Annotated in this window: 18 protein-coding genes; 11 read left to right on the plus strand and 7 right to left on the minus strand. The window is 69.9% G+C overall.

Features of this window, described 5'->3' with window-relative positions; genetic code table 11:
* Nucleotides 1–49: 49 nt before the first annotated feature.
* Together F4560_RS41615 and F4560_RS41620 are read right to left on the minus strand one after the other, a co-directional pair.
* Nucleotides 50–376 (minus strand): hypothetical protein, encoded by a 327-nt coding sequence (locus F4560_RS41615; protein ID WP_184928507.1) that lies wholly within the window; start codon nt 374–376, stop codon nt 50–52.
* Between the two features lie 290 nt (nt 377–666).
* Nucleotides 667–1404, minus strand: coding sequence for a GntR family transcriptional regulator (locus tag F4560_RS41620; RefSeq protein WP_184928508.1), 738 nt, complete (start codon nt 1402–1404; stop codon nt 667–669).
* Nucleotides 1405–2012: 608 nt separating this feature from the next.
* Between F4560_RS41620 and F4560_RS41625 the strand changes: the two genes are divergently transcribed.
* The 3 genes from F4560_RS41625 to F4560_RS41635 are packed head-to-tail and all read left to right on the plus strand — an operon-like array spanning nt 2013 to nt 5686.
* Nucleotides 2013–3038, plus strand: a complete 1026-nt coding sequence (locus F4560_RS41625; RefSeq protein ID WP_184928509.1) for a 2-dehydropantoate 2-reductase — start codon at nt 2013–2015, stop codon at nt 3036–3038.
* A gap of 10 nt (nt 3039–3048) precedes the next feature.
* Complete coding sequence (locus F4560_RS41630; protein WP_184928510.1) at nt 3049–4587, plus strand: aldehyde dehydrogenase family protein; 1539 nt, start codon at nt 3049–3051, stop codon at nt 4585–4587.
* 13 nt (nt 4588–4600) lie between these two features.
* Nucleotides 4601–5686, plus strand: coding sequence for an acyl-CoA dehydrogenase family protein (locus F4560_RS41635; RefSeq protein WP_184928511.1), 1086 nt, complete (start codon nt 4601–4603; stop codon nt 5684–5686).
* 13 nt (nt 5687–5699) lie between these two features.
* Here the strand turns inward: F4560_RS41635 and F4560_RS41640 are convergent, their stop codons facing one another.
* Genes F4560_RS41640 through F4560_RS41650 form a run of 3 tightly spaced genes read right to left on the minus strand, consistent with a single transcriptional unit; the run spans nt 5700 to nt 8821 of the window.
* Complete coding sequence (locus tag F4560_RS41640; protein ID WP_184928512.1) at nt 5700–7193, minus strand: aldehyde dehydrogenase (NADP(+)); 1494 nt, start codon at nt 7191–7193, stop codon at nt 5700–5702.
* Nucleotides 7190–8014 (minus strand): NAD-dependent epimerase/dehydratase family protein, encoded by an 825-nt coding sequence (locus F4560_RS41645; RefSeq protein WP_184928513.1) that lies wholly within the window; start codon nt 8012–8014, stop codon nt 7190–7192. The genes F4560_RS41640 and F4560_RS41645 overlap by 4 nt, the downstream gene beginning before the upstream one ends.
* Nucleotides 8015–8038: 24 nt before the next feature.
* A complete protein-coding gene (locus F4560_RS41650) occupies nt 8039–8821 on the minus strand; it encodes an IclR family transcriptional regulator (protein ID WP_184928514.1) in 783 nt (260 codons plus the stop codon).
* A 945-nt stretch (nt 8822–9766) separates the two neighbouring features.
* On the opposite strand from F4560_RS41650, the gene F4560_RS41655 reads away from it, so the two are divergent.
* The 6 genes from F4560_RS41655 to F4560_RS45260 all read left to right on the plus strand — a co-directional run bounded on the left by F4560_RS41655 (nt 9767) and on the right by F4560_RS45260 (nt 15915).
* A complete protein-coding gene (locus tag F4560_RS41655; protein ID WP_184928515.1) occupies nt 9767–10669 on the plus strand; it encodes a 5-dehydro-4-deoxyglucarate dehydratase in 903 nt (300 codons plus the stop codon).
* Nucleotides 10666–11922 carry a glucarate dehydratase family protein gene (locus tag F4560_RS41660; RefSeq protein WP_184928516.1) on the plus strand — a complete coding sequence of 419 codons (1257 nt, stop codon included), beginning with the start codon at nt 10666–10668 and terminating at the stop codon, nt 11920–11922. Before F4560_RS41655 ends, F4560_RS41660 begins: the two co-directional genes overlap by 4 nt.
* Nucleotides 11916–13058, plus strand: a complete 1143-nt coding sequence (locus F4560_RS41665; RefSeq protein WP_184928517.1) for a hypothetical protein — start codon at nt 11916–11918, stop codon at nt 13056–13058. The genes F4560_RS41660 and F4560_RS41665 overlap by 7 nt, the downstream gene beginning before the upstream one ends.
* A gap of 220 nt (nt 13059–13278) precedes the next feature.
* Nucleotides 13279–13773 (plus strand): hypothetical protein, encoded by a 495-nt coding sequence (locus tag F4560_RS41670; protein ID WP_184928518.1) that lies wholly within the window; start codon nt 13279–13281, stop codon nt 13771–13773.
* Between the two features lie 91 nt (nt 13774–13864).
* Complete coding sequence (locus F4560_RS41675) at nt 13865–14407, plus strand: hypothetical protein (protein WP_184928519.1); 543 nt, start codon at nt 13865–13867, stop codon at nt 14405–14407.
* Entirely contained in the window at nt 14404–15915 is a 1512-nt protein-coding gene (locus F4560_RS45260; RefSeq protein WP_246477950.1) for a GNAT family N-acetyltransferase, read from the plus strand. The genes F4560_RS41675 and F4560_RS45260 overlap by 4 nt, the downstream gene beginning before the upstream one ends.
* A gap of 12 nt (nt 15916–15927) precedes the next feature.
* Here the strand turns inward: F4560_RS45260 and F4560_RS41690 are convergent, their stop codons facing one another.
* Nucleotides 15928–16182 carry a hypothetical protein gene (locus F4560_RS41690; protein WP_184928520.1) on the minus strand — a complete coding sequence of 85 codons (255 nt, stop codon included), beginning with the start codon at nt 16180–16182 and terminating at the stop codon, nt 15928–15930.
* Nucleotides 16183–16287: 105 nt separating this feature from the next.
* Here F4560_RS41690 and F4560_RS41695 point away from each other — a divergent pair, with 105 nt between their 5' ends.
* Both F4560_RS41695 and F4560_RS41700 read left to right on the plus strand, forming a co-directional pair.
* Nucleotides 16288–17133, plus strand: coding sequence for a helix-turn-helix domain-containing protein (locus F4560_RS41695; protein ID WP_184928521.1), 846 nt, complete (start codon nt 16288–16290; stop codon nt 17131–17133).
* Nucleotides 17133–17321 carry a DUF397 domain-containing protein gene (locus tag F4560_RS41700; protein ID WP_184928522.1) on the plus strand — a complete coding sequence of 63 codons (189 nt, stop codon included), beginning with the start codon at nt 17133–17135 and terminating at the stop codon, nt 17319–17321. Before F4560_RS41695 ends, F4560_RS41700 begins: the two co-directional genes overlap by 1 nt.
* An 18-nt stretch (nt 17322–17339) precedes the next feature.
* Here F4560_RS41700 and F4560_RS41705 read toward each other — a convergent pair whose 3' ends face one another.
* Nucleotides 17340–19013 (minus strand): fumarate hydratase, encoded by a 1674-nt coding sequence (locus F4560_RS41705; protein WP_312869798.1) that lies wholly within the window; start codon nt 19011–19013, stop codon nt 17340–17342.
* Nucleotides 19014–19043 lie beyond the last annotated feature (30 nt).

Below are 19043 nucleotides of genomic sequence, written 5' to 3' on the forward strand. Positions count from 1 at the left end.
AGGAAACCGTGGTGGTCAGGAAACCGCGGTGGTCAGGAGACGGCCGTGGTCAGGAAACCGCGGTGGTCTCTTCACCCTTGCCGGCGACACCCTTGCCGGCGACACCCCTGCCAGCGATACCCCTGCCGGCGACGTCGTGCCTCCCGGACTCTCCGCGCTGTCCCCGCTCGCGCTGTCCCTGCTCGTCGTTCTGACCCCGCTCGTTCTGGTTCTGTCCCTGCTTGTTCACGAACCGCTCGATGTCCGCGACCGCGGCGTCGGTCTCGCGGCGCTGGGCGTCCAGTGCGGTGTCCAGGCCGAGACCGAGGCGGCGGCCGTCGGCGGAGAACCCGGCGGGCCGGGTCAGGGCGTGCTTCAGCTGCTGCCATCCAGGCATGCGACTTCTCCTCTTGCTCATTCTCGGGTGTGAGCGTGTGTTCGAGCCTGCCCGCGCCATCGGGGGCGGCTCCCAGTCCAGTGGACCAGATCTGCACCATCTGCACCGGCCGGAGGTGCTATATGCAGAATACAGGCTTTCGTATACAAAACACTGTCTACGTGAGGCCGATCACCTGTACTCGATTCAGGCAGCCTGAGCTGGGCTTCGTCACCGGGGTCGGCAACGCGAAACGTGACGCCGCCCGGTGGGCCGCGTCACGCTTCAGTGGGTCGGTTCGCTTGCTGGGGTCACTTCGCCTGGGCGGCGTCCCGGTGCTCGCGGTAGGCGGTGCGGGTGCGCTCGGTGTGGTTGCCCATCAGGGCCGACGCGAGTTCGGGGTCGCCGAGCGTGATGGCGTCGATGATGTCGGCGTGCTCGGTCCAGGCATCCTTGCCGCGAGTGAGGGCGAGAGGTGCGTAGTACCAGCGGACCCGGCGGTCGACGGTGGAGATCATTTCGGCCAGGACGGCGTTGCCGGACAGTTCGGTGATGTACTTGTGGAGGGCGGCGTTGGCGGCGACGACCCGTTCCACGTCCTTCGCCTTGAGGGCGGCGACTCCTTCGTTCTGGAGCTTTCGGAGTTCTTCGACGTCCTCCGGGGTGGCGCGCTCGGCGGCGAGCTTCGCGGAGTACTTCTCCAGGACGTTGCGGACGGAGAGGAGTTGGTCGGCCTCTTCGTCGGTCGGCGTGTGGACGAAGGCGCCCTGGGCCGGACGCAGGTCCACCCAGCCCTCGGTTTGGAGGCGCTGCAACGCTTCGCGCACCGGCTGCCGGCTCACGCCGAGGTGTTCGGCGAGCTCGATCTCGACGAGGTGCTGGCCGGGCTTGAGGGTACGGTTCACGATCAGGTCGAGCAGGGCGTCGTAGACGGCTTGGCGCAACGGCGCGGGCCGCTCGACCTTGCGGCTGGCGGCGCTGCTCAGCGATTCGCGGGCGGCACGACGGGGGTTGCCTGTGCCGATCAGCGGCGCGTTGGGCTGGCTCACGGTCGCCTCCTCGGGCAGGTGTCGGAAAATGCCCGGTCTTCAGCATACAGATTTTCGTATGCAAAAAGCAATCCGACCCCAACCCTGACCCCGACCCACCCCCGAGTCCTCCGCCCACCGCGATTCGCGCGCTAGGGCTCTCGGGCACCGCGAACGACGCCCTCGGGCACCGCGAAGAACGACGTGCTCGGGCAACGCGAAGAACGACGTGCTCGGGCACCGCGAAGAACGACGCCCTCGGGCGCCCGGCAACCGCGCTGGGCGCCGCGCACCACGCGCTCGGGCACCGGCACCCGGCGACTGCGCTGGGCGCCGCGCACCACGCGCTCGTCACCGGCGACCGCGCTGGGCGCCGCGCACCACGCGCCCGGAAACCGCGAACCGCGCTGGGGTGCCGGAACGACGCGCTCCCGTACCTCGATCGACCCGCCGCTGGGCAGCGCAGAACGATGCGCTGGGCACCGCGAACCACCGGCTCGGGCACCGCGAGCCGCAAGTTTGGGCACGGCGCATTCGAGTCCCGCCAGCACGCGAGCGCCCAATTGGGGTATCGCTCGTCGGCTTCATACAACATACTGTATGCAATCACCGCGAAGGCGAGGGACGACATGAAAGTCGCAGTTCTCGGAGCCGGAGCCATCGGCGCCTACGTAGGGGCCGCACTGCACCGCGCCGGGGTGGAAGTCCACCTCGTCGCACGCGGCGCGCACCTTGAAGCCATGCGCCGCCACGGCGTCCGGGTCCACAGCCCCCGCGGCGACTTCACCGCCGCACCGCACGCCACCGACAACCCGGCCGACATCGGCCCCGTCGACTACGTCTTCCTCGGACTCAAAGCCCACCAATACGCCACCTGCGGCCCACTCATCAACCCCCTCCTCACCCCCGACACCGCAGTCGTCGCCGCCCAGAACGGCATCCCCTGGTGGTACTTCCACGGCCTCACCAGCCACCCCCTCGAAGGCACCCGCATCGAAGCCGTCGACCCCAACGGCACCGTCAGCGCCGTCCTCGACACCCACCGAGCCATCGGCTGCGTCGTCTACTGCTCCACCGAAATCGAAGCCCCCGGCGTCATCCGACACGTCGAAGGCACCCGCTTCTCCCTCGGCGAACCCGACCGCACCGCCTCCACCCGCTGCCGCGACCTCAGCGCCGCCATGGTGGAGGGCGGGCTCAAAGCACCCATCGAACCCGACCTGCGCGACGACATCTGGGTCAAGCTCATGGGCAACGTCGCGTTCAACCCGCTCAGCGCCCTCACCCGCGCCACCATGGCCGAGATGTGCGCCCACCGCGACACCCGCGAACTGGTCGCCCTCATGATGGCCGAGACGATCGCCGTCGCCCGCGCCGTCGGCTGCGACCCCCGCATCTCCATCGAGAAGCGCATCGACGGCGCCCAACGCGTCGGCCACCACAAGACGTCCATGCTCCAGGACCTCGAAGCGGGCAAGGCGCTGGAGACCGACGCGATCATCGGCGCGGTCGTGGAGATCGCTCGGCTCACGAACGTCCCGGCGCCCACCTTGCGCAGTGTGTACGCCGCCATCGACCTGTTGGGGCGCAAAGCACTCCCCACACAACGTGAAGCCGCCACACGAGCCACCAACAGCGACCGAGCCGCCAACTGAGAGGACCGACATGTCCCCGATCCTCAAGCCGGGCACGTCATGGCCCGACCTGTACGACCGGTGCGCCCGCATCGCCCCCGAGGCGTTCCACCACGACCGGCTGCTCAACCACGTCGGCGGAAAATGGCAGCGCACCGGCACGTCCGGTGAGGCCACCTCCCCCGTGGACGGCTCCACCATCGCCGGACCACCCCGCCTCGACGCCGCCCAAGCCGAGGAAGCCGTCGCGGCGGCCGTCGAGCAGCACCGCAAGTGGGCCGCGATCCCGTTGAAGGAACGCAAGTCCCGCACACTGGCCGCGCTGGCAGAACTGCACACCCACCGTGACCTCCTCGCGCTGCTACTGGTGTGGGAGATCGGCAAGCCCTGGCGGCTAGCGACCGCGGACGTCGACCGGTGCATCGAAGGCGTCGAGTGGTACGTCGAGCAGATCGACCCGATGCTCCACGGACGCACCCCGCTGCACGGACCCATCAGCAACATCGCCAGCTGGAACTACCCGATGAGCGTCCTCATGCACGCCATGCTCGTGCAAGCGTTGGCGGGCAACGCGGTCATCGCCAAAGCCCCAACGGACGGCGGCGTCGCCTGCCTCACCCTCGCCACCGCACTCGCCGTTCGCCACGGCCTCCCGCTCACGCTCGTCAGCGGCAGCGGGCGGGAGTTGTCGCCGGTGCTGGTCGGCTCACCGGACATCGGCTGCCTGTCGTTCGTCGGCGGGCGCGGTGTCGGGGGCGAGATCGTCACCGGCCTCGACGCCACCAAGCGGCACGTCCTGGAGCAGGAAGGCCTGAACTGCTGGGGCGTCTGGGAGTTCGGCGACTGGGACACCCTGCGCCCGCAGATCCGCAAGTCCTTCGACTACGCCAAGCAGCGCTGCACCGCCTACCCGCGCTACGTGGTGCAGCGGTCGCTGTTCGACTCCTTCCTCTCCGTCTACCTGGAAGCGGTCCGCGAGGTCACGTTCGGGCACCCGCTCGCCGTCACGTCCCCCGGCGACGACCTGCCGGCACTCGACTTCGGACCGCTCATCACCGACGCCAAGGCGAAGGAACTCGATGACGTGGTGAACGAGGCGATCACCAAGGGCGGCGTGCCGCTGTACCGGGGCACGTTGTCCTCCGGCCGGTTCCTCCCCGACCAGCAGATGTCGGCGTACTTCGCACCGGTGGCGATCCTCGCGCCGCCGCCGTCCTCGCCGCTGCACCACGCCGAGCCGTTCGGGCCGGTGGACACGATCGTGCTCGTGGACACGGAGGCCGAGCTGCTGGCCGCGATGAACGCGAGCAACGGCGCGTTGGTGGCCTCACTGTCGTGCGACGACGAGGCAGTCGCCCGACGGCTGGCCGGTGAGGTGAACGCGTTCAAGTTCGGCTACGGCAAGGCACGTTCGCGCGGTGACCGTTCGGAGGTGTTCGGCGGACGCGGGGCGTCTTGGCGCGGCGCGTTCGTCGGCGGCGAGCTGCTGGTGCACGCGGTGACGCAGGGGCCGCCCGGTGAACGCCTCTACGGCAACTTCCCGTCGTACTCCCTGTACCCACCGACCTGATCCGGAGGCCCCGATGTCCACTGTCGCCGTCCCCACTCGTGCGGTGTCCCACCGAACCGGCCTGGACCGCGTGATCCGGACCGTGGTCGAGCCGGAAGCCGAAGGGGTGGACCGGAACGGCACGTTCCCCAGGGCCGCGGTGAAGGCGCTCGGCGGCTTGCTCGGGATGACGATGTCCCGCAATGTCGGCGGCCGTGGGTGCGGGTTGGCCGAGGCGTCCGACGTGGTCGAGCGCGTGGCACGGGTGTGCGGCAGCACGGCCACCGTTCTCCAGTCGCACTTCGCCGCCGTCGCCGCGCTGGACCGGTTGGGGGACCGGGCGTTGCGGACGTCGATCGCGGCGGGTGGTCACCTGAGCACGGTGGCGGTGTTCGGACCGGGCGCGCACTTCGTCGTCCCAGCCGGCACGGCTACCACACGGCGTGGCGACGTGGTCGACCTGCGGGACCGGAAGTGCGGTGTCACCTCGGCAGGGGAGGCGGACAGCTACGTGTGGTCGAGTTCGCCCCTCGCCGCCACCGGCACGACCACTCTGTGGCTGGTTCCCGGTAACGCCCCGGGCTTGCTCGTGCCGGAGAACCGGCGTGGCATCGGCCTGCGGGGCAACGCCGCCACCACGGTCTGGGCGGATCCCGCGCACGTGCCGGCGGACTGCCTACTGGGCAAGGACGGTCAGGCTTTCGACGCCGTGGTCCACCAGGTCCTGCCCTGGCACGTGCTGTTGGGGGCGGCGGTGGCGCTGGGCCTCATGCACGGTGCGATCGACACGGTCGCACCACACGCCACCACGTCCGACTTGGTGCACATGCGCCTACGTGCGGACGCAGTCCGAGTCCTACGCGACGACGCGCTGGCCGCCACAGCCTGGGAACCGGACCGTGCCAGACGGAAGCTGTGCCAACTGATCGTCCACGCGCCCGAGGCCTTGAGAACCGTCACCGACCGGGCCATGACGATCGCCCCGACCGAAGCAGCCGTGGAACGCCGTTTCCGCGACGCCAGAGCCCTGTGCGCCCAACCACCGACCGCGGACGCCTACGTCGAGTTCACCGCACGCGCCGAGCCGGGCCGACAACCGCCGACCCGGCCACACGCCTGACTGGCAAAAAACCTCAGTGGACGCCCAACACCCCGTCCACCCGACGAGGGATGCCCAGCGGGTTGCCCTCACGCAGCTCGGCCGGCAACAACGCGTCCGGCCACGACTGGTAGCTCACCGGTGCGACCCACCGCCGGATCGAAGTGGCCCCGACGGACGTGTGGAGCGGGTTCGTGGTGGCCGGCCACGGTCCGCCGTGGTGCATGCCCCACGCCACCGCGACACCGGTCGGCCAGCCGTTGAAGACGAGCCGCCCCACCACCGGCCGCAGGGACTCCGCGATCCGGCCGGCCGCGTCGTGCTCCGCCTCACCGGCGTGCACGGTGCCGGTCAGGGTTCCCGGCAGTCGGGGCAGGACCGGCTCCAGCTCGGCGGGGTCGGTGTAGGTCACCACGATCGCCGCCGGGCCGAAGTGCTCCTCGGTCAGCTTCTCCAGGTTCTCCGCGAACGTCGAGAGCGGGACCTGGTAAAGGCGAGGCTCAACACTCCAGCCCTCGGCGGGCGCGGTGCCCGACGCGACCAACGCCGCAAGCCCCGACGCCGCCAAGCCCTCCGTGCCGGAACGGTACGAGTCGCTCATGCGCTCGTTGAGCATCGGTCCGCCCACAGCCGCGGACACGGCGTTGGCCAACGCCGGCACCAGGGATTCCGGCGCGAACACCAAGCCAGGGTTGGTGCAGAACTGGCCCACACCGAGCGTCAGCGAGCCGACGAACTCGGCCGCGAAACCTTCAGGCCGCGCAGCAGCGGCTTGCGGAAGGACCACGGTCGGGTTGACGCTGCCCAGCTCGCCGTAGAACGGGATCGGGTCGGGACGCGAGGACGCGATGTCGAACAGGGCCCGGCCGCCGACGGTGGAGCCGGTGAAGCCGACCGCCTTGATCGCCGGGTGCTTGACCAGCGCCACACCGGCCTGCTGGCCGTGCACGATGCCGAAAACCCCCGCCGGCACGACGGACGAGACGATCTGCGCCGTCAACTGCGACGTGCCGGGATGGGACGGGTGGGCCTTCACGACCACCGGGCACCCGGCGGCCAGGGCCGACGCGGTGTCACCGCCGGCCACCGAGAACGCGAACGGGAAGTTCGACGCCGCGAACACCCCGACCGTCCCAAGTGGACGGAGCATCCGGCGCAGCACCGGACGCGGCGGGATGATGCCGGGGTTCGCCGAGTCCAAGGTCGCCTCGACGTAGCTGCCCTCGCGCAGCATTTCCCCGAACAGCCGCAGCTGGTTGGTGGTCCGCTTCAACTCCGTCGTCAACCGCGGCACGCCCAGCGCCGTCTCCGCGTCCGCGATCTCCACCAGCTCGGCGGACGAAGCGTCCAGCGCGGAAGCCACCGCATCCAACACCGCGGCACGCTCGACGGCAGGCAGCCCGGACCACGACGGGAACGCCGCCGCACCTGCACGGGCCAGCGCGTCCACCTCGCGGTCCGACGTCTCCGGCACCGCCTCCCCGACCGCCGCACCGGTCCGCGGGTTGTACCCCTGCACGCCGCTCATCGACCGAACTCCTTCACCGCGGTGTCGAACTCGGGGCTGCACCACACGCCACCCAGGTACACCCGGGCCGGCGAGTCGGCCGGAGGCTCACCGGTCGCCGCCAGCACCTCGGCCGCGAAGACCTCCGAGTCGTCCTCGGACTTGTAGCCCAACGCCTCCGCCTCGGCCAACGAGAACCACCGGCGCTTGTTGTCCGAAACACCCCAGATGATCCTGAACCCGGGCGACGGCGTGGACAGGCAGGCCTCGAACAACCTCGCGCCGTCGTCCGGCGACAACCACGTCGACAACATCCGGGCGTCACGCGGCTTCTCGAAGCACGACCCGATCCGGATCGCGATCACGTCCATCCCGTACCGCGACGCGTACAGGCTGCCCAACGCCTCCAGCGCGACCTTGCTCACGCCGTAGTACGTGTCCGGCTTCGGGAACAGGTAGTCGCCCGCTTCACCGGACGCGCGCTCGTAGTACCCGACGGCGTGGTTGGAACTGGCCAGCACCACGCGCGAGATCCCGGCCCGGCGAGCGGCCTCCAGCACCACGTGCGTGCCGTTGATGTTCACGTCCAGGATCTCGGCCCACGGCCGCTCCAGGCTGTGCCCGCCGAGGTGGATCACCGCGTCGACGCCCTCGCACGCGGCCTCCATGGCAGCCTCGTCGGTCACCGACGCCGTGATCAGCTCGACCCGCTCGCCCTCGGCGGCCGGCGGCAACGGGGCGATGTCCAGCAGGCGCAAGGTCCGGTCCGGAGCGGCCAGTCGGGTGCGCATGAGCGTGCCGACTATGCCTGCGGCGCCGGTGATGAGGATTCGTGCGGTCACGTTGAGCCCTTTCGGCAATCGATATCAGCGGCCGAACTGGCGGAGCAGTTCGGTGATCGTGCGGGCGGCGTGCAGCAGTGCTTCGATGACCTGGCGCTCGTGGTCCGGGTCGAGCCGGCCCAGCGGCACGGAGCAGCTCATCGCGTCGAGCACCGGGTTCCGGTACGGCAGGGCGACGGCGAAGCAGCCCAGGCCGGGCGTGTTCTCTTCACGTTCGTGCGCGTAGCCGACCGCGCGGAACCCCGCGAGCTGCGCGTGCAGCGCCGGGCGTTCGATGATCGTGTTCGGGGTGAGCGGGTCCAGCCGCGCGGGCAGTATCGCGTCGACCTCGGCCGGGGTGCGCGCCGCGAGCAGCGCCTTGCCCAGCGACGTGGCGTGCGCGGGCAGCCGGCGGCCGACGCGGGACACCACGCGGAGGTGGTGCTCGGACTCGCGGCTCGCCAGGTACACCACGTCACCGCCGTCGAGCCGGGCCAGATGGACCGTCTCGTTGATCTCCCGGCGCACCTGTTCCATCACGCGGATGGCGACCTGCACCACCGGGTCGTGGTCGAGGTACGACGTGCCGACGAGCAGCGCGCGCACGCCGATGCCGTAGGTGCCGCGGCTCGGGTCGAGCTCCACCCACCCTCGGGCGACGAGCGTCTGCAGCAGCATGTAGAGGCTCGACTTCGGGTAGCTCAGCTCACGGTGCAGTTCGGTCAGCGTCAGCGGACGGTCCGACGACGACAGCACTTCGAGCAGTTCCACAGTCCGATCGGCCGACTTGACCGCGTTCGGCCGAGCGGGTGACGCGGGTCCAGTCACCAAGTCCTCCACGGGAAATGTTCCGGCAACACGCACTTGACACGTCGCTGCGCCGATTCTTACAGTCCGCCCAACACGTTCACAAGTACGACCGCAATTCATATATATGAACAGTATGGCTGTGAACAGGAGCCTCCGTCAATGACACTCTCCCGCCGGCACGGCACGGCCGCCGCTGTCACGACCGCCGCGGGCGCTGTCATGTCCTCTACCTGCGCGTCCTCGTCCCCCGACCCCGCGCAAGCGCCGGAAGACGTGGACGCCGCCCCGACCTCACCCGACCACGCCACGCCGTCCAGGCTCCGGACGCGCGGCGCGACTACACCGATCAAGGTCTACACCAGCATCCCCGGCGGCCTGCTCGCCGTCGCGCCCGACTCCGCCGAACCGGTGAAATCCGGCGAACGGTCGCGGGCCACGTGGGTTGCGGAGGCCGATCGGCACCAGACGTGGGGGTGGCGGCCAGTGGCGGCGGTGCCGTCATCTCCCACTCCGTGGGGCGGCCCCGCCGGGGTCGCCCCACGGGAACAAGGCAACGAGAATCGCACCGTGACCGGTGTCGCGTCGGCGGGGACTCGCCCATCAACGCCGATGGTGCCCTGCTGCTCCACCTTGCCGTCAGTGTGTTCGCCGCCTGTGCGCCGGCGTGCAAGGAGTTCCACGGTCGTGCAGTCCTCCCGCCCGACGCGGGGGAACAGCGGCCGTGATCGGCGCGGGAGAGCTGTGGATCTTCGTCCGGATCGACGGCCCCCCGTGCCAGCCCGCGCTCGGCGGACCGCGCGGTGACCGCCGCCCTGTCGTCGTCCAGACGACCAGAGCGACCGGTGACCGTGTCGGCCGGAGCCTTGCCGGCACGGGTGGCGAGCATGCTCGCGCACCCGTTGCCGCAGAAGTCCTTCCTGCGTGGGATTTCCACCGGAGCGATCAAGGGATGAAGGTCTGGGTATGCAACTGGATGGGGTGCTGTTCTTCCCGGTGACGCCGTTCGGCACGGACGGCGGGCTCGTCGAGGACGTGCTGGCCGAGCACGTCGCGCGCGGGGTGGAGGCGGGTGCGGGCGGCGTGTTCGTCGCCTGCGGCACCGGCGAGTTCCACGCGATGGAACCGTCGGAGGTCGAACGCGCGGTGGCCGTGGCGGTCGAGGCGACGGCCGGGCGGGTGCCGGTGTTCTCCGGCGCGGGCGGCCCGTTGCCGACGGCCAAGCGGATCGCGGACGCCGCCGCACGGGCCGGTGCGGACGGTTTGCTGCTGCTGCCGCCGTACCTGGTGACCAACCCGCCCAAGGGATTGGTCCGGTACGTGACGGAGGTGGCGGAAGCGTCCGAACTCCCGCTGATCGTGTACCAGCGCAACAACGCGGTGTTCACGCCGGAGACGGCGGTGGAGATCGCGTTGCTGCCGAAGGTGATCGGGTTCAAGGACGGGCTCGGCGACATCGACCTGCTGCAACGCATCGTGCTCGCGGTGCGCGCGGCGGTCGACGAGCCGTTCCAGTTCTTCAACGGCCTGCCGACGGCGGAGCTGACGGTGCCCGCGTACCGGGGCATCGGCGTGAACCTGTACTCGTCGGCGGTGTTCTGCTTCGCGCCGGAGATCTCGCTCGGCTTCTACAACGCCGTGCACGCCGGTGACGACGCGCTGGTCACCAGCTACCTGCTGGAGTTCTACAAGCCGTTGGTGGAGCTGCGCGACCGGGTGCCCGGTTACGCGGTGTCGCTGGTCAAGGCCGCTGTGAGGGGTACCGGCCTGGACGTCGGCGGCGTACGTCCGCCGCTGCTCGACCCGACGCCGGAGCACGTGGCCGAACTGGAGAAGATCATCGCGGCGGGACGGAGCCTGTCCGCATGAGGATCACCGACATCGTCATCACGCCGGTGGCCTTCCGGGATCCGCCGCTGCTGAACTCGGTGGGCGTGCACGAGCCGTGGGCGTTGCGCACGATCGTGGAGGTGCACACCGACGAGGGCATCTCCGGCCTCGGCGAGAGCTACGGCGACATCGGGCACCTCGGCCGGATGCGCACCGCGGCGCCCGCCCTGATCGGCCTCGACGTGCACTCGCTCAACGAGATGCACGCGCGGATCGCGGCGGCGTTGGGCGGCGAGGCGGGGTCGGACCGGCACGGGCTGACCGGGCCGCTGACCGTCGAGTCCACTGTGGACCGGGTGTTCTCGCCGTTCGAGGTGGCGACGTGGGACATCCGCGGCAAGGCGTTGGGCCGACCGGTCAGCGACCTCCTCGGCGGCGCTGTGCGGTCTGCGGTGCCGTACAGCGCCTACCTCTTCTACAAGTGGGCCGGGCACCCCGGCGCCGAGCCGGACGAGTTCGGCGAGGCGCTGGACCCGGCGGGCATCGTGGCCCAGGCCCGGCTGCTGATCGACCGCTACGGCTTCGGGTCGATCAAGCTCAAGGGCGGGGTGTTCCCGCCCGAGCAGGAGGTCGAGGCGATCCACGCGCTGCGCGCGGCGTTCCCGGACCACCCGCTGCGCTTGGACCCCAACGCGGCGTGGACGCCGGAGACGTCGCTCAAGGTCGCCCAGGAACTCGACGGCGTGGTCGAGTACCTGGAGGACCCGGCGCCGGAGATCGACGGGATGGCGCAGGTGGCGGCACGCGCGCCGATGCCGTTGGCGACGAACATGTGCGTGATCGCGTTCGAGCACATCGCCCGGTCGGTGGAGGCGGGCGCGGTGCAGGTCATCCTGTCCGACCACCACTACTGGGGCGGCCTGTCCCGGTCGAAGGAGCTGGCCGGGATCTGCCGGACGTTCGGCATCGGCCTGTCCATGCACTCCAACTCGCACCTCGGGATCAGCCTGGCCGCGATGACCCACCTCGCCGCGGCCACGCCGAACCTGAACTACGCGTGCGACACGCACTACCCGTGGAACGCCGTGGACGACATCGTCACGACGCCGTTCACGTTCGTCGACGGCGCGTTGCCGGTGCCCACCACTCCGGGGCTGGGCGTCGAGCTGGACCGCGACGCGCTGGCCCGGCTCGCGGAGAACTACCGGACGTGCGGCCTCGTGCAGCGCGACGACACCGGTTACATGCAGAAGCACGATCCGTCGTATGAGAGGAAGCGCCCCCGGTGGTGACCACCGTTGCGCATTTGTACCCCTGGGACGTCGTAGGCGACCCGTCCGCGGTCGACCGCGTCGCGTCGCTCGGCGTGGACGCGGTCGCGTTGGCCGCGTCGTACCACACCGTGCGGGCGGCGACGCCGTTCCACCCGGAACGGCGGATGGTGGACGCCAGACACGCGGCGTTCTACCTGCCCGTGCGGGAGGAGGCGTGGCGGGGCAAGCGCTTGGCGCCCGCTCGACCATCCTGGATGGACAGTGAGAACTCGTACGGCGAGGCCTCCGATGCCCTGCGTGCGGCCGGGCTGCCGGTGTACGCGTGGACCGTGCTGACCCACAGCAGCCGGTTGGGCGATGCGAACCCCGACGTGGTGGTGCGCAACGCTTTCGGCGACCTGTACCCGTACGCGCTGTGCCCGTCGAACGACGACGTCGTCGAGTACACCCGGACGCTGGTGTCCGAGGTGCTGGAACTGGGCCGGCCGGACGGGATCATCCTGGAGGCCTGCGGGCCGCTCGGGTTCTTCCACGGCGGGCACCACGAGAAGACGGACGGCGCGGACTGGTCGGCGGTGCAGCAGAAGCTGCTGTCGCTGTGCTTCTGCACGGCGTGCGCCGACCGCTACACCGATCCGGACGGCTTGCGTGCGGTGGTGCGTGCCGCGATCGACAACGGTGTCGACAGCGTGGAGGAGGCCTTGGGCGACCGGGCTGACCAGGTGCGCGAGGTGCGCACCGGTATCTCCCGCTCGCTGCGGCGCGAGCTGGTGGGCCTGGTCCGGTCGAAGTCGCCTTCGACCCGGATCGCCGCCCACGCGACCGCCGACCCGTGGGGCACCGGGCCGTTCGCCACGGTCGCCGGGGGAGTCGACAGCGACGTCGACGTGCTGACCCTGACGTGCTGGCCGGGCGTGGACGCGTCCCTGCCCGCGATCCGCGCCCTGCGCGCGGAAACCGACGTGCGCACTGCCGCGTACGTGCTGGCCCTGCCGCCGAAGCCGGCGGACGGTGACGAACTGCTGAAGGAGTGGCTGGCCTACGCGGAGGCCGGCGTTCAGGAGTTCCACCTGTACCACGCGGGCTTGGCCTCGGCACAGCGCATGGACGCGCTGCGCCACGCGGTCGCGGGCATCAAGGCGGCCCTGTCCTGATGGGCCCTGTCCTGATGGGCCCTGTCCTGATGGGCCCTGTCCTGATCGACCCGATGATCCGATCGATCACGGACGCCTGAGCCTGGGGTGACCGGCGGTGCGGCCTTCTCCGCCGCCGGTCACCCCGTCCACCAGGCCCTCGCACAGGTCGGATCACTCGAACGGGTAACTGTGAAAAGGGCGGAGCAACCCGGACACCGGGTCGCTCCGTCCTGTTCATATGAGAAGCCTTGGAACCGCGCTGGGTGCGGGCGCGTTGTTGGTCGCACTCGTCGGCTGCTCCTCGCAGGGCGGCGTCAGCCGCTCGGACGCCGGCGGTCCCGTGCTGAGCACGGAGTCGGCCACGGCCACGTTGCCTTCCGCCCCCACGTCGACAGAGCCCGAGTTCGAGAACCCCGTGCCGCCGGGTGGCAAGCAGGTGCCCAAGGACAAGGTGGACGCGAGCCAGCTGCCCGAGGGCACCCCGTCCGTCGTCTGGACCGAGGCTGACGGCAACGTCATCGGCGCCGTTGGCGTGGAGGGCGGCTGTAGCAAGGCGAGCCTCATGTTCGTCAAGCAGGACGCCCAGCAGGTGCACGTCGAGCTGGTCGAGACCACGCCCTCCGGCACGCAGGCCTGCACCATGGACATCCGCTACCCGCCGCTGGGCCTGAAGCTCGACACGCCGCTCGGTGACCGCAAGGTCGTCATCACTCATCGGCAGGCCGTGGAGTAGGGCCTGCTTTCCCGGTGCCCGGTCGGCCTCCACCCGGTCGGCCGGGCACCAGCCCTGCAACCTGATGCGGCCCGAGTAACGTCCTCCAGCTATGAGGAACGTCAACGTCGCCGTCGCCCTGGCAGCCCTGCTCGCGCTGGCAGGGTGCGGCAGCAACACCACCAGCGCCCCGCCCGGCACGTCCCCGTCGTCCTCCACCACAGCGTCCACGGCCACGTCGACCACGTCGCCGTCTGGCTCGACAACGTTGTCACCGCCGTCGGGGGAGCCCCAGCCGTCCAAGCCGCCCCGGCAGACCAGCGCCGCGCCGTTGGCCGGTGGACCGACCGAGGTGGAGCCCGAGCGGATCGACGGCGGCACCCTCCCGGACCACTACAAGCGGCAGGCGTGGACGTCCGAGGACGGTAGGACGGTGCAGGTCGTGGGCGTCACGGGCGGCTGCAAGACGGCGAGCGCCGAGGTCACCGCGCAGTCCGGCGACCAGGTGCTGATCACCCTCGTGACGACCCACTACGACCCTCCAGAGGGCCGCCTGTGCACGCAGGAGCTGCGGGACGTGCCGCTGAACGTCACCCTCGACGCGCCCCTCGGCTCACGCCGGCTCGTGCTGGAATCGCGCCAGGATCGGGCATGACCTCATTAGCCCTGACCGCCCCCACCACCAGCCTCCACACCGCCTGGCTGGACGCGCGAGACGACTGGGGACCGGGCGTCCACGAGGACGGCTTCGGGCTGTGGCCGTCCGACGAGGTCGACTCGCACGCCGGTTTCACCGCCTGGGTGGCGCGGCTCGCGGCCGAGTCGGACCCGGCGAGGTCGGAGACGGGCGGGATGCGCTGCACCTACCGGTGGATCACCGAGGACGGTCGGGTGCTCGGCGGGATCGCGCTCCGGTACGGGCTGGACGACTTCGTGCAGCGGTTCGGCCACATCGGCTACGGCATCAGACCTTCCGCACGCCGACGCGGGCTGGCGACCTGGGCGCTGGGCCGGATCCTCGATGAGGCACACTCCACCGGCCTGGACCGCGTGCTGATCATCTGCGAGGCGGACAACGTCCCCTCGATGAAGACGATCGAACGTCACGGCGGCGTCCTCGAAGACATCCGGCACTCCGAGGACGGGGCAGTCCGGCGCTACTGGGTGGACCTCACGAACCGCGTGACCAGAGGAGTCGATGCCGGCATGACGGCACAGCGACCGATGCCCACACAGGACGACGTGCTCGGGTACTTCGACACGCTGTCGAACTGGGGACGGTGGGGCGACGACGACGAGCTCGGCACGCTGAACCACATCACCGACGACGTCCGGCTGGCGGCGGCGCGGGCCGTGCGCCACGGCAGGAGCGTGTCGTGCGCATGGGAAGTCGCCGTGCCGGAGGAGATGGAGCGGTCGACGACGACGTGCCCGTGCGCCGCCGACATGCCGGGTGCCGAGAACATGCCGTTGCCCGGATTCCGCAACGACCGGAGCTGGGGCTTTTCGACCGAACGGCTCGGCATCACGTTCCACGGCAACACCATCACCCACGTCGACTCGCCGTGCCACATCTTCTGGGACGGCACGATGTACAACGGGCGGTCGCACTCGTTGGTCGACGCCGCGACGGGATCGGGCTGGGCGGCCGTCACGGCGGCGGCGAACGGGATCATCACGCGTGGTGTCCTGCTGGACATCGCGAAGGTCCGCGACGTGCCGTGGTTGGAACCGGGGGAGGGTGTGTTCCCCCAGGATCTGGAGGAGGCCGAGCGTCGCCAGGGCGTGCGGGTGCGACCCGGCGATGCGGTGCTCCTGCGGACCGGCTACGGCCGCGCCCGGCACGAGACCGGTGCGAGTGGAGGTTTCACGCAGGCCGGCTGGCACGCGTCCTGCCTGCCGTGGCTGCACGAAAGGGAGGTCGCGCTGATCGGCGCCGACACACCCCAGGACGTTCAGCCGTCGGGGTACGAAGACGTGTTGATGCCGGTCCACGCCGTGAGCCTCGTCGCGATGGGTCTGTGGCTGCTCGACAACTGCGACCTGGAGGCGTGCGCGACGACGGCCGCCGAGCTCGGCCAGTGGGACTTCCAGCTCGCGGCCGCGCCGGTCCGCTTCGCCGGCACGTCCGGCAGCCCGGTCAACCCGATCGCCACGTTCTGACGCGCTTGACCGTTACTCAGTGGTGGAGAAGGCGGCCACCCCGTCCCACGCGAGCCAGAGGTCGGCGTCGATCTCGTCGCCCTCGTCCGTGATCGCGCCCGCCTCGGCCACGTACAGGCCGAGGTTGCAGCGGTGCTTGGAGAGCATCCGCACCATCCACGGGTGCAGTTCTTCGCCGTCCGAGGCCGCCGTCCGCGTGATCTCCCGGAAGGTCGCCCGGCTTCCCACCGTCTCGATCAGGCTCAGCTGATGAAACCTCGACCCCATGTGGTCACTCCCCGCTCATTGTCATATACTCCCCGCATTCGGGACGACTATTTCGTATGTACAAGGTGCACACAAGTTCCGATCGGGTGATGATCGAGGAGAGCGATGACCAGCCCCCACCGCAGTGCCGCCCGCATCCAGATCGGCACCACCCTGCGCCGAATGCGCGAGGAGGCGGGCGTGCCCCGCGAACGGGTCGCCGAGGTGCTGCACTGCACGTTGACCAAGATCAGCAACATCGAGAACGCGATCAGCGGCGTCAAGCAGGCCGAGCTGGAGAAGCTGCTCGACCTCTACCGGGCGGACGACGCGACCCGGGAGGACTTGCTGAGCCTCAACTCCGAGGCCCACCGCCGCCGGCCGAAGAGCAAGATCGGCGGCGCGATCCACCCCTGGCTGCGCCGCATCCTCGACGTGGAAGCCATCGCCAGCGAGGCCCTGTACTCGTCGTTCGAGCTGATCCCGGCTGTGCTCCAGACCGAGCCTTACGCCCGCGCGCTCATGGCCGGCATCGGTCTCGGCGGCGAGACGTTGGAGAAGAACCTCCACCTGCGCATGGAACGCCGTGCGCTGCTGACCGACCGCGAACCGCCCCTTCAGCTGTGGGCGGTGATCGCGGAACCGGCGCTGCGGGCGAACATCGGCGGCCCTGAGGTCATGCGCGACCAGGTCAAGCACATGGTGGCGTTGACCGAGCTGGATAACGTCGTGGTGCAGGTGATGCCGCAAGGGGCCGGGGCGCACGCGTTGACCGGTACTACGCTGACCTTGTTCCGGCTGCCCGACAAGCTGCCGTCGCTGGTCAGTGTCGATACCCCGTTCGGCGCACAGTTCGTGGACGGGCTCGACCAACTGGAGAAGACGAGCCGCTGGTTCGACTACACCCGTGCGAAGGCGTTGGGGGTGGAGGAAAGCCGTGAACTCCTGACCCGGATCACGGAGGAGACCTGATGACCCTGAAGTTCGACGTGTGGACGAAGTTCAGCGGTGGCGGCGACAACTGCGTCGAGGTCATGCGCACGGCCGACGAAGTGCTCGTCCGCAACAGCAACCGGCCTGAAGAAGCCCCACAGCGCTTCACCTACAGCGAGTGGGACTTCTTCACGCGCGGCACCAAGCTCGGCGTCTTCGACCTCTGACGTCCTACCGCCGGTAAGTCACTTCCGGAACGTGATCTGGAGGGTCGGGGCGGAGGTCTCGGCGAAGAAGTCGTTGCCCTTGTCGTCCACCACGACGAACGCCGGGAAGTCCTCCACCTCGATCTTCCAGACCGCCTCCATGCCCAGCTCGGCGTACTCCAGCACCTCGACCTTGCGGATGCAATCCTGCGCCAGCCGCGCCGCCGGTCCGCCGATCGACCCCAGGTAGAACCCGCCGTGCGTCTGGCACGCCTGGGTCACCTGCTTGGACCGGTTGCCCTTGGCCAGCATCACCAGCGATCCGCCCTCGGCCTGGAACCGCTCGACGTACGAGTCCATCCGCCCGGCCGTCGTCGGCCCGAACGACCCGGACGCGTAACCCTCGGGCGTCTTGGCCGGACCGGCGTAGTACACCGGGTGGTCCTTCAGGTACTGCGGCATCGGCTCGCCCGCGTCCAGCCGTTCCATGATCTTGGCGTGCGCGATGTCCCGCGCCACCACCAACGGCCCGGTCAGCGACACCCGCGTCTTCACCGGCAGCGCGGACAGCGTGGCGCGGATCTCCGACATCGGCCGGGTCAGGTCGATCTGCACGACCTCGTCGGACAGCTCCTCACCGTGGATGTCGGGCAGGAAGTGCGCCGGGTCGCGTTCCATCTGCTCGATGAAGACACCCTCGGGGGTGATCTTCGCCTTGGCCTGCCGGTCCGCCGAGCACGACACCGCGATGCCGACCGGGCAGGACGCGCCGTGCCGGGGCAGCCGGATCACGCGCACGTCGTGGCAGAAGTACTTGCCGCCGAACTGGGCGCCGATGCCGAAGTTCCGGGTCAGCTCCAGCACCTGCTGCTCCAGGTCGACGTCCCGGAACGCGTGTCCCTGCGCCGAACCCTCGGTGGGCAGGCCGTCGAGGTACCGGGCGGACGCGAGCTTGGCGACCTTCAGGTTCTGCTCCGCCGACAGACCGCCGACGACGACCGCCAGGTGGTACGGCGGGCAGGCCGCGGTGCCGAGCGAGCGCAGCTTCTCGTCCAGGAACCTGGCCAGCCGCGACGGGTTCAGCAGCGCCTTCGTCTCCTGGTACAGGAACGTCTTGTTGGCCGACCCGCCGCCCTTGGCCATGAACAGGAACTCGTACTTCGGCTCCACGCCCGGCGCGGTGAACAGGTCGATCTGCGCGGGCAGGTTGGTGCCGGTGTTCTTCTCGTCCCAGAAGGTGACCGGCGCCATCTGCGAGTACCGAAGATTCAACTCTTGGTAGGCCTCGAAGATGCCGCGTGACAGGGCTTCCGCGTCGGCGCCGCCGGTCAGCACGGACTCGGTGCGCTTGCCCATCACGATGGCGGTGCCGGTGTCCTGGCACATGGGCAGCACGCCGCCCGCCGAGATGCAGGCGTTGCGCAGCAGGTCCATGGCGACGAACCGGTCGTTGCCGCTGGCCTCGGGGTCGTCCACGATCGCGCGCAGCTGGGCCAGGTGCGAGGGCCGCAGGAGGTGCTGGATGTCCCGGATGGCCTCCTTGGCCAGCAGCGTCAACGCTTCCGGCTCGACCTGGAGGAACGTCCGGCCGGCGGCCTCGACGACCGACACCCCGTCCGGCGTCACGAGCCGGTACTCGGTGTGGTTGTCCTTGGCCAGGGGCAGGACGTCGGTGTACTGGAACTCAGGTGCCAAGAAGTTCGGCGGAGGCACGTCGCGGGCTCCCTTGCGCGCTTCGGATTC

The sequence above is a fragment of the Saccharothrix ecbatanensis genome, from assembly GCF_014205015.1.
Classification (GTDB): Bacteria; Actinomycetota; Actinomycetes; order Mycobacteriales; family Pseudonocardiaceae; genus Actinosynnema; species Actinosynnema ecbatanense.